Here is a 9,395-nt window from a genome sequence, read left to right on the forward strand (position 1 = left end):
ATTGCTAATTATCCTTTTACTACTTTAGTGCCAAATTTGGGTGTTGTGAGAAAACCGACGGGAGATGGTACTGTTTTTGCTGATATTCCTGGTTTAATTGAAGGTGCTTCTGCTGGTTTGGGTTTGGGGCATGAATTTTTGAGGCATATCGAACGGACTAAGTTATTGTTGCATTTGGTTGATATTACAGATATTGATCCAGTGGAAAATTTTGAGACTATTCAAAATGAGTTAACAGCTTATGGGCGAAATTTAGAAGATAAGCAGCAAATTTTAGCTTTAAATAAAGTTGATGCAGTTGATGTGGAGACTGCAGAAATACAAGAGTTGGTAAGTAGGTTTAGGGAGATGAGCGGGGGAAAAGTTTTCCTTATTTCTGCTGTTGCAGGTATTGGTTTAGAGGAGTTAATGCAGGAAGTTTGGCAAGTGTTGGAAATGGAGGAAACCTCATTATAATCAAAACCCTGTAGGGGCGTTAGCGGAGCTTTGCGTTAGCACATGGCCATTCGCCCCTACAATAGAAAATGTTGGGTTGAGAGAAACAAAAGCCAACCTACAAATTCTAATAGCAGTATTTTCCACTTTTGTCAGGTTTTGCCTGCTCTTTACTGGTTCGCATTGCTCCTAAAAGAGTCGAGACAAATACACAACGTTTTGCTGTACCTCCACTCCGAAGAGATAAAGTTATACGTCTGAAACCGTTGGGATGACCTTTGTAATTGAATTTTATTCTCCAAATTTTAGTTGACGAGTATTGACGGAGGGTTGTTTCATCATCTATTTTCACAAATGGATCTAGGTTTTGCCAGTTAGCTTTTTGAGCATCAACAGTTTCTGGATGTATTGCCCATTGAGCTATTTGATCCTTTTCTTGGAAGCTTGCTTGCCAAGTAACTTTATCCCGCATAGCATTACTGCGTGCAGTTTTCATCGCTTGATATATTCTATCGTTGGAAGTGCGGAGGCGCTGGTTGTTGGTGAAAGCTAACCATCCGGGGGCGGCGATCGCTGCCAGAAGACCAATAATTAGAACAACAAATGTTAATTCTATGAGACTATATCCTGCTTCTTGTTGTTTCAGTAATTTTTCTGAGGAATTTATTGTCAGACTTTTAGTAATAGTTGATTTTACGGAAGTAGAGATTTTAGTCTTCATTTTAACCCTGATATTCTTTTATTTCGTATTTTTAATCCTATTTACTATTTTAGTAATTAATAATTTGATGTCAAACAGGATGATGTTTTTGAAGATAAAAAATTTGCCCTATCGTTAACCTGAAATTAGTTTGACAGAGTAGTTATTTTATGGTATATATAGGGATAAATTAAATTATGGGCATCCTGCTCCTGTTGCTGAATCAAATTCTCCTTCTCCTATTCTCATACTACCTAAGATTGTTTCAACAATTACGCATCTTTTAAATCCATCATCTGTTGTAGAAGCAGTAACAGCAAAAGGTAGTTCTTGGGCTGGATCATCTATTTCCACTGCACCTAAATGGTTAAATTTAATTTGATCGTTTGCATCGTCTTGATAAGCTGTACAGTTATCATTAGCATCTTTAGTTTGACATTCTTTTATAGATAATTTANATAAATTAAATTATGGGCATCCTGCTCCTGTTGCTGAATCAAATTCTCCTTCTCCTATTCTCATACTACCTAAGATTGTTTCAACAATTACGCATCTTTTAAATCCATCATCTGTTGTAGAAGCAGTAACAGCAAAAGGTAGTTCTTGGGCTGGATCATCTATTTCCACTGCACCTAAATGGTTAAATTTAATTTGATCGTTTGCATCGTCTTGATAAGCTGTACAGTTATCATTAGCATCTTTAGTTTGACATTCTTTTATAGATAATTTAACCATTCCTGGTTTAATTTCACCATTTGCTCCTAAAGATTTCCACAATACATCGCTATTTGGTATTGGAGTTGTTTTAGAGGTAGAATAAATATGGAATCTTGGTGGATCGTTATAAGGTTTACCTGTGCTAGGATTTGTTGCAGAATCAATGTTAACGTCCCGGAATTCAAGTATTCTATCTGCCTTTTTCAACTTAGCATCACTTTGTGCCGACCTCAATGCTCGAAATACCCCATCGTTAACTGTGCGGGTGCGCTGTCTATTGACAAAAGCATTCCAACCAGGGACAGCGATCGCGCTCAATATACCTATGATTAAAACTACTATTGCTAGCTCTACAAGAGAAAAACCTGCATTCACACTAAAAGGGTAAATAGAACGCTTTGGGGAAAGCTGGAGTAAAAGTTTGAATAAAAAAGTTGAGGGTTTCATATCTGTTTTCTGTATAAGAAAATTTAATACTTATTAGTTTTGAAATTTGCAATCTACTATTCTCCAAAACCACTACGTCCACCCACTTGAGCAGTTGCTTGAGGACAATATGGCGAATCTTTATACTCTGGAGGAGTTGTCGAATCATCTTCTATACAACTAAAATTATTTTGACTGCGACGCAGAGAATTACCAATAATAGTAATTTGAGCTAGATTATTGTTATCCACCGAATTGAGATTAAAATCTTCTATATAATTAACTAACACTGCTACTGGATTAAAATCTCCACCACCTCTGACAAGCTCTCCTGGTGTTTCTCTATTGCCAATATTGGCTGTATTGTAACCGTTATCAGGTACTTCCCCAATGTAGTTACCTAAACCATCAGTAGGGTTGTCACTAATTTCTACTCTAGCTATCCTAGACGGGCAGGGTGTTTCGTCACACCAAACAGAAGCAGTGCTTGTTTCGTCTATTTTGTAATAGGCAACTAACGAATATACAAACGTATCATCAAGGCAATCATTTGTACCATTAGGAGTACAGCCATCAACAGGTAAAACGTTGCTTTCATGTTTACGTTTCCAAAAGACAAGTATTGGCGTACCTACATCAGTTGGTATAGCTGTATCCCCTGTTGTTTCTGGAGTCGTACCACAAGAGTCTGCATTCCGGTTTTGAATGCAGCTAACTTCATTTGGAGTGTAGATATAAAACGCCTGACTCACATCCTGAGCAATATAGTCAATTGCTGCCTGTAACTCCTGTTCGCTATTGGTCTTTGCCTGCTCCCTCACATCTCTGTTAAGGATATCCACCACAAAAGTCAACATAGGAACAATTATTAAAAATGCAATGATTGTGCCTACAAGTAGTTCTATCATAGTAAAACCACTTGTCAAGTTGCTTAACTTTTGTGATTTGCGATTTGACTCGGTTTTTGTTAGTAATTTCAGTAAGTTTTGCATCATAAATATATTCCCAATTTTTTTAAAATTTATCACTCTATATTTTATGGACAACTTGCTCCTGTAGGATCTATACGATTACAAATATTTTGAAATGAACCATTTAGGTCTACTGGTGCTATCTCTGTTACCATTTCTACCACTGGCAACCTACGATTACCAATAGCATTTGTAACTGCAGATTGCTGTGTTCCTTTTTCAGGACAATCTGTTCCTTCGGGACAAAGTGAAGTTTCCTGAAAAGCATCTGATCTATAAACTCGCACAAGTAGTTGATAACCAAGACTAGCATCGGGATATGAACGTCCCGCCTGAATTATCATATCTGTAGGGCTGCTGATTTTGCAGCCTCCCCCATCTCCACCATCAATACAGAACAACTGACGATCAGTACCACAATACTCTCCATCCTTATCTTCACAACTTAGGCTACCGCTACTAGGGGCAACAGTTGAATGTGGGTCTTGTCCCAGGAAACCAGGAGCGTTTTCTTCTGGGTTTGATCTCACCCAATCTATGTAACTCCTAGCTGCCTGAGATCCTAATTCTATCCGTCTTGCCTGAACGCGAGTCCCTACGGACAGAGCAATAACAGGTGCAATTGCACTCATCAGAAAAGCAACCATAATCATTGCCACTAAACCTTCCATAATGGTATAGCCCGCATTAGGATTAATTTGTTGCCATTTTTGGATTTTTTGTTGAATTTGTTGTTTATTCATAGCTCTCGTTGTTTAATTATATTTTGTTAAATCTTGCAGAAAGTCAGAATAATATAGATGTAAAAATACTAAATATTCACTTCTGCAAGATGTCTATTGATTTTTAGATATCAATCATTACCTTGGTAAATTAGTTGCAATTTTGACGATAATTATCATTAGCTGCGTTTTCAACGACTTGTCCATCATCATCAATCACTTGAGAACACAACAAAGTTTCTACCCATTCATCATCTAAACTTACTTCCCGATAATACTTGTCTGGTTCACCACTTGAGTCTTCCCCACTCAATTGTTGGGAAAAGTAGTCGGGGGACTGGGAAAGCAGACCGACATCAAATCCCCAGCTACGATCCGGTGGCAGGAAGTATCCAACCCTAGCACCGTTGTTGTTAACAGTATAGTTGTTGGTTTTATAGGAACCTCGAAACCCAAAAAGACTGTTCGCGCCTCGTTGATCGTTTATACCATTGGGCGGAACATGTGGATAAGGTGCGGTAGCATAAGCGCTACGGTTTAATTGCATAAAACTACCAATGATGTTAGTAGCAAAATTATTGTTGTTGTCCTGTGCCCAGTTTTCGAGGAAGCGAGGTAAGTTTTGTAAACCACCATTGGTTTCTGGAGGACGAGGTGGTACGTCACCGGAACCTACTACTAAGTTAAATGTAGTATCTCCAGAGGCTCGGGTTAGCCATCTTGAGTTACTTCTTAGGGTATTATTATTTGGGTTTGGTAAGTTACCCTGATCACCTTGAGGTGTATTTGTTGGTACATAATTTTGGAGAACAGGTACTAGCAGAGGTTGTTGAACTGTTCCTCCAGGCGCTAATGGCTCTAAATAAGCCAAAGGATGGGTATTACCATAATTTTCTCCAGCAGTTGGGTTTGTAGCATCGTTAGAAGTTCTAAACCAAAGAGCGTTAGGTGCTATATCAGGTAAACCAGCATTGTAAGTTCCATCTAAGCTTGGTACTGGTACTGTTCCAGTTATTATTGTAACCGTATTATAAGGGGGGAAGACATTCACATTACCACCACCTACTCCTATTGGAATTGCTCCGTTGCCATCCAATATTAAGTTAAAGTTATTATCCCGGGCAAATGCTATACGCCTTGGATAACGACGGTCATTAGGATCTAATGCAGGGCGAGCTGTAGTGCCTGCACCTAGGATATTAGCAGGTTCACCTATTACATCTGCTGCTTGTAATTGTTCATCAGTCTCTATAATATCATTGTTAGCAGTGCCGCCACCAGTACCATTATCAGCACCCACAAACCAATCTGGAGGCTGACAAGACGATACAGGCAACTTACGACACATTTCCATTACATACTCTGGAAATTGTCCCCGTCGCTGCACAGGTGTCACATAATTATTGAAGTATGAACTATTAATGGCAGTACCATTATTAGTCGAGTAGTTAGTATCTTGAAGATTATTAGCAGGGTCAAAAGCTACTTGATCTCCGTTGGCATCAAAAGCTTGACTACTCAAACCATTAGTAACAAAATTATTACCATAGAAACCATTTAACATTCGAGCGCCAGCAACTGTAATATCCTCTTCTAGAACTGCTGTATTATCTGCAAAGTCACCATCTCCATCCTGATCAACTCCATCTAAGTCAAAACCTAACTGTGTTTCATCAACGGTTGCTGTATCTTCATTTCCTGGAGTCCCATCAAAATCATATCCTGCATCCGCTATGTTGTCTCCATCAAAATCGTTCGCAACAACCGGAAGATTACCAGCATTATTTCTGAGGTCAAAATCTCCCTCATTACGAAAACCAGGACGGAAACCTAGAGTAATATTATCATAACTATCATTATTAGGATTACCATCATCATCATTAGGATTACCATCATCATCATAATCATTATCATCAGATAATAATGTAATTGCATCTGCCAGCACAGTTGCCGCACGCCAACTATCTCCTTCGCTACAACCACGAATTCTTGGGTCTCCTGCACGACAGGCAAAATTCGGATTTATCTGATTTTCAGTACGACCGTAGAAATTATCCCAGTCATCATCTAAGAGTTGAGTGAATTCCTCTCGAGGGAGAAGCTTGGGGTCACCGTGAGGATTAAATTGACCGTGAATATATACTGGTAAATTAGTGACTAAGGTTAAACCCTTTTCTTTCACAACATCTTCAATACTGCTAACAACATCATTATTATCATCATTTTGACCATTATCATTATCATCATTTCTAGCTAGACGTTGACCATTGATCAACATTATGCCATTAGGTCGTCGAGTCGGGTCTAATTTATAATCGGTAGGACTAATAGCTTTACTAGCATCTTCATCTATACCATTACCATTCGATCTGCGATCGCTCCTGTCTGGTAAAGCATCATCACGAGTAGCATAGATAATACCGCTATTGGGTAACAAATACTCTGGCGATGGTCCCGTTGTTACTAAAGGAGTGATCGTCTGATTTCTCATTTGATTCAAATCTAATTGAGTCAAACGAATTTCTAGAGGTTGCCGTTCCTCTAAAGCCAAATCATAGTTTGTTGTTAAATTAGCAGACTGAGGGTCGGGTGTTAGGGGGCTATTAAGAGTAAAGGTTTCATCAACAGTAGTGTTAGGATCGTCATCATCTATTGCTTTTATTTGTCTAGCATCCAATAGGGTTACTTCTCTGATGACACCATGAGGAATAGTTACTCCACCAGGATTATTAGTAAAACTCAAAGGATAGTCTAATATCTCTAAAGAACACAGAGTCGAATCTATTGCTGCTTGTTCCTCTAGGGTGAGGTCGCCACCATTAGATAGTCTCTCTAAAGCTCTGCGCAGAGGTTCATTAGCAAACCTGCCATCTGGGAAAACCATATTTGCTTGTTCTGCTAGTTCAGGTCGTGTAGCTCTTGTTGTTGGTGCTTTGTAAACTATGCCATTGTTTGATTTACCATTAGGGTCTGTATTCCAAAGTAATTCATCCTCATTTAGAGCCGTTGTACTATCTGTTGGGTCATAATAACTACTAATACAAGCAATAGGTTGTTGNGTTCATTAGCAAACCTGCCATCTGGGAAAACCATATTTGCTTGTTCTGCTAGTTCAGGTCGTGTAGCTCTTGTTGTTGGTGCTTTGTAAACTATGCCATTGTTTGATTTACCATTAGGGTCTGTATTCCAAAGTAATTCATCCTCATTTAGAGCCGTTGTACTATCTGTTGGGTCATAATAACTACTAATACAAGCAATAGGTTGTTGGTCGTTTTCTCCACTTTCTGAGTCAATGGGGTATCGTGCATAGTGATATAGAACTGTTGCCCGCATCTGGAGATCTCCCTTTGTTGGTATATCATCTGGATCACTAAAAGCTGCTATATTCTGCCATCCCCCCCCAGCAACATTTGCATTGTCATAAACTAGACCATTAGGACCAGGTGACATTGGCATGGTATCTGGCCAGACAACAGTATATTGTTCTACGTCAGGAGTTGCTAGGTCGTCATAGGTTTCTCCAGGTGGTAATGGAGGTGGCAGAAAAGAATTAGTCCGCGAATAAACCCCTGCTCCTGTAACTACACGCAACCCACCAATACCATCTAAAGGAGTTTCTGGCACTTGTGCTGCCGCCCTTTCCCAGAAACCATTCCGACCTAAAGAACCCACAGAAGGTAATTCTGTTACACGAGGTTTACGGGTACGAGGAGGATCGTCAACTGGGTTTCCGTTATCATTAACCCATCTTCCACCTGTTGGTTGTTCCGTAGTAACAAACTCAGAACCATTCCACCATTTAGCTGGCAGATTATTTCCTACAAGTATGCGTTCTCCCAAAAATAGTTCTGGGCGATTATCATCATCCTCATCTGGTTCTCTAGATGTTAGTTGATCTGGATCTAAGTTTAGTTGGGTTTGACCGTCTGTTGGCAGTATCCATTCATCTGGTGGTTTAAGTTGATCGCCACTACCTTCAGGAGTTTCTGTAGGAATATACTCTACATTATTAGCAGGGTTATCAGCAGGTACTTCAGCAAAAGGTACTTTTCTCGTCCGATCACGAAAGTAAATGTCTAGTTCCTCACGACGTATTTCTGCTCTCCTGTCTGCATCTGTCGTATCTTCCTCTGTCGTCCTTCTATCTACTACTAGAGTAACTGCTGAAGGGTCTTCTCCTTCACCTTTATCCATTTGATCGGCAACCATAACATTAATACGCTTTTCGTATGCGTTATTGTTATAGATTGTATCAAAAGCAGTTTCATTATCCACAGACTCATTTCCACTGCCAATTACAGTTTGTCCTACACCCTTCTTCCTACCCTGAAATAAATCTACTTGTACATTATTCGTCTGAGTGGTACTTGACATTCCATTAACAACATTTCCCCCAACAATTATCTTGCTATTTTCTGCTTCATAGAAGCAAGACTCATCACTACTGACTTGAAACAAGTGTAAATCATTTCTAAAAGGGGAAACTATCAAATTACTATTGGTTAAAATTCTCCCATTCATGCGAAAATCAGGACCAGGAGATATTTCTAAGTCATCTCCATACACTACAGCGTTATTAGAGAGAGAAACTCTTTCCCAGTCTTCTTGATATTCCAGAGCAGCAATACCTGGAGTTCCTGCATTTTCACTAATTGGAACAGTTACCGTATAAACAAAAAAACTTTTGACTAATTTACTGGTTGCATTATCTTTATACCAACCATTCCCTGCTAAACTTAAACCTGCAGGACAGTCTTCATTTTGAAAGTTTCCTACAGTCACTGGTGGAGTTCTTGCTTGTAGAGATGTTCTCTGTTCACCACTAGGGGGAGTAGCTAAGAAAATACCATATATTGTGAAGCTATCTGGGTCTCCATCATTGTCTGTGTCTACAGGAAATCTCCATGCAGTCGTAATTTCCTCACCATCATTAGTTACCCTCAAGCGTTCTTCATCTGCAAATCTATACCTCTCATCAACAGCATTACTTAAATAATTGTCAACTTCGTCTTCATCAGGCGTTTGCCCTCTCGGCAAACTAGGATCTTCCCTCAATAAATACTGAAGTTTAGCTCTAGCTCTATCTAGAGCCGGAGTAGCTGCACTAAGAGCTTGCTGACTTACTCTCACATTACGAGCTTGTTCCGCCCGATCAAAAGAACGAAGTAACATAGCTACAGTCAGTAATACTACTACCAACATCACCATTGTGACTGTCGGCAGCACAAACCCAGCATTAGAAGTTTTACCCAAAGATTTTTTGTTTTGAGCGATCGCTCTTACTAATGCCTTAGTTAGTAGTCTTAATTGTTTTCCTATCTTTCTGACTATACTTTTGAAATTTTTTAATATATGGTGGTAATACATAGACTATTCCCTGGCCTTTAATATTATTGGTATTCTCTAATAAGACTTGTTATTAGG

6 protein-coding genes and 1 pseudogene are annotated in these 9,395 nt (G+C 39.2%); 1 reads left to right on the top strand and 6 read right to left on the bottom strand.

Going from position 1 to position 9,395, the window contains the following annotated elements; all coding sequences use genetic code 11:
- Positions 1 to 456, top strand: a 456-nt coding sequence (locus tag AFK68_RS23120) for a GTPase (protein WP_210407574.1), incomplete at its 5' end; no start/stop codon positions are given.
- 106 nt (positions 457 to 562) lie between these two features.
- Here AFK68_RS23120 and AFK68_RS23125 read toward each other — a convergent pair.
- From AFK68_RS23125 to hpsA (AFK68_RS46170), 6 genes and pseudogenes are all read right to left on the bottom strand, one after another.
- A complete protein-coding gene (locus tag AFK68_RS23125) occupies positions 563 to 1,156 on the bottom strand; it encodes a Tfp pilus assembly protein FimT/FimU (RefSeq protein ID WP_143438163.1) in 594 nt (197 codons plus the stop codon).
- 447 nt (positions 1,157 to 1,603) lie between these two features.
- Positions 1,604 to 2,299 (bottom strand): type II secretion system protein, encoded by a 696-nt coding sequence (locus tag AFK68_RS23130; protein WP_094675442.1) that lies wholly within the window; start codon positions 2,297 to 2,299, stop codon positions 1,604 to 1,606.
- Positions 2,300 to 2,355: 56 nt separating this feature from the next.
- Positions 2,356 to 3,273 carry a hormogonium polysaccharide secretion pseudopilin HpsC gene (hpsC, locus tag AFK68_RS23135; RefSeq protein WP_143438164.1) on the bottom strand — a complete coding sequence of 306 codons (918 nt, stop codon included), beginning with the start codon at positions 3,271 to 3,273 and terminating at the stop codon, positions 2,356 to 2,358.
- A gap of 41 nt (positions 3,274 to 3,314) precedes the next feature.
- Positions 3,315 to 3,992 (bottom strand): hormogonium polysaccharide secretion pseudopilin HpsB, encoded by a 678-nt coding sequence (gene hpsB, locus AFK68_RS23140; RefSeq protein ID WP_094675446.1) that lies wholly within the window; start codon positions 3,990 to 3,992, stop codon positions 3,315 to 3,317.
- Positions 3,993 to 4,122: 130 nt separating this feature from the next.
- Positions 4,123 to 7,029 (bottom strand): hormogonium polysaccharide biosynthesis protein HpsA (hpsA, locus tag AFK68_RS23145; RefSeq protein ID WP_210407575.1); only part of this gene is annotated, 2,907 nt, incomplete at its 5' end.
- A gap of 1 nt (position 7,030) precedes the next feature.
- Positions 7,031 to 9,338: pseudogene (gene hpsA / locus AFK68_RS46170) on the bottom strand (hormogonium polysaccharide biosynthesis protein HpsA); the annotation flags it as partial.
- Positions 9,339 to 9,395 lie beyond the last annotated feature (57 nt).

The organism is Hydrocoleum sp. CS-953 (genome assembly GCF_002260545.1).
In the GTDB taxonomy this organism is placed as follows: Bacteria; Cyanobacteriota; Cyanobacteriia; order Cyanobacteriales; family Microcoleaceae; genus Trichodesmium.

Coding starts and splice junctions, on each gene's coding strand:
- AFK68_RS23130 (WP_094675442.1), bottom strand. CDS start 2,299: ATGAAACCCTCAACTTTTTTATTCAAACTTTTACTCCAGCTTTCCCCA.
- hpsC (WP_143438164.1), bottom strand. CDS start 3,273: ATGATGCAAAACTTACTGAAATTACTAACAAAAACCGAGTCAAATCGC.
- AFK68_RS23125 (WP_143438163.1), bottom strand. CDS start 1,156: ATGAAGACTAAAATCTCTACTTCCGTAAAATCAACTATTACTAAAAGT.
- hpsB (WP_094675446.1), bottom strand. CDS start 3,992: ATGAATAAACAACAAATTCAACAAAAAATCCAAAAATGGCAACAAATT.